This is a genomic window from Vibrio sp. 1F263 (genome assembly GCF_041439035.1).
Lineage (GTDB): Bacteria > Pseudomonadota > Gammaproteobacteria > Enterobacterales > Vibrionaceae > Vibrio > Vibrio tasmaniensis_A.
Window position 1 is genome coordinate 1 of record NZ_JBGONI010000135.1, and the last position, 1,119, is coordinate 1,119.

The following is a 1,119-nucleotide window of genomic DNA, read 5'->3' on the forward strand; positions in this document are numbered from 1 at the left end:
CTCCATTACTTACCCCTGAATTTAAATGAAAAGAACTCCAGTAAGTAACGCACCATAGAGCGAAACCCAAACGTGTCGATGACCACCGCACCCACTATGTACCAATAGTACTCGGGCACAAATTCCAACGCTTTGAACCCTTCTTGAACATACTCCGCATAGTCTGGGATAAACGACAAGATCAGAGGAACAAACACCACCAAGAGAATGAACTCATCTTTAAGGCCGCGATCTTTGAGGCTCACCCTATCTAAATCGGCGGCCTGTTCATCTCCAGACTGTAAACGCTTCACTTGAGCTTGGTGACGCTCTTGCTCGATCTCATCTTGTCGCTTGAGGGCATTCGCTTTATTGAGGCCGTGCTGCTTATAGGCATCAATGCCGCCAGTGATGAGGTTGGCGATGGCGCCTATCATGCGTAAACCCGTTTATCGAGTTCCACATGAGGCCCATCTTTAAAGCTGACCCAATCCCCACCCCAGACAATAGGCACATTCAGCTCTTTTGCCGCTTGTTTAAACGCCCAACTCACTTGTTCGTAATAACTAAAGCCCCACGTGACTTTGCTGTTTTCGTCATACACCACAAAATCAATCGCATGGCCTGACTGGTGCCGGCTTTTTTTACTGTAGCCATCGAGTTGGCTAGCGCCTTTTTTGAAGAGCGCATTTTGCTCTTCGGCCGTTCGCTTTCCCGAGGTAATGCCAAAATCAAACGGGGTTAACTCAATCGCCCTGCGAACCACGCGTTTGAGATCGCCATGAACCCCAATCATGCGAGACTCGCTTCTTGCTGATAACGCAAACTGACTGAGTGCTTTATCGACGGTTTTTTTGTTCATGAAATACACTCCTAGTAAAGTGAAGAGCACAACGAGCGCACTCAACTTTTTAATGGTCATTATTCGAAATCCGGTAACTGGGTCACGAGTAAGGCTCTGGCTGTCTCACGCTTGGAGAGAACCTCTTGGGGGACGTCCGCACCGTTTTCTACTTGGCGTACTAAGTAAAAATCGGTCGCATCAAGGTAATGTTTAGCCTTTGCGCGCCTTTCAGATTGTTCTTTATTTTGTTGAGCCTCTAGTGACAGGACAAAAGCCTCACCAGTCCATCGGTAGAG

At 47.8% G+C, this 1,119-nt stretch carries 3 protein-coding genes; all 3 read right to left on the reverse strand.

What is annotated here, in order from left to right:
- Positions 1 to 5 precede the first annotated feature (5 nt).
- Positions 6 to 416 (reverse strand): hypothetical protein, encoded by a 411-nt coding sequence (locus ACED25_RS23505; protein WP_017083721.1) that lies wholly within the window; start codon positions 414 to 416, stop codon positions 6 to 8.
- The gene (locus tag ACED25_RS23510) at positions 413 to 841 is read right to left on the reverse strand and encodes a M15 family metallopeptidase (RefSeq protein ID WP_017100572.1); all 429 of its coding nucleotides are present in this window, start codon (positions 839 to 841) and stop codon (positions 413 to 415) included. Before ACED25_RS23510 ends, ACED25_RS23505 begins: the two co-directional genes overlap by 4 nt.
- 59 nt (positions 842 to 900) lie before the next feature.
- On the reverse strand, positions 901 to 1,119 hold a 219-nt coding region (locus tag ACED25_RS23515), incomplete at its 5' end, for a hypothetical protein (RefSeq protein ID WP_371696278.1).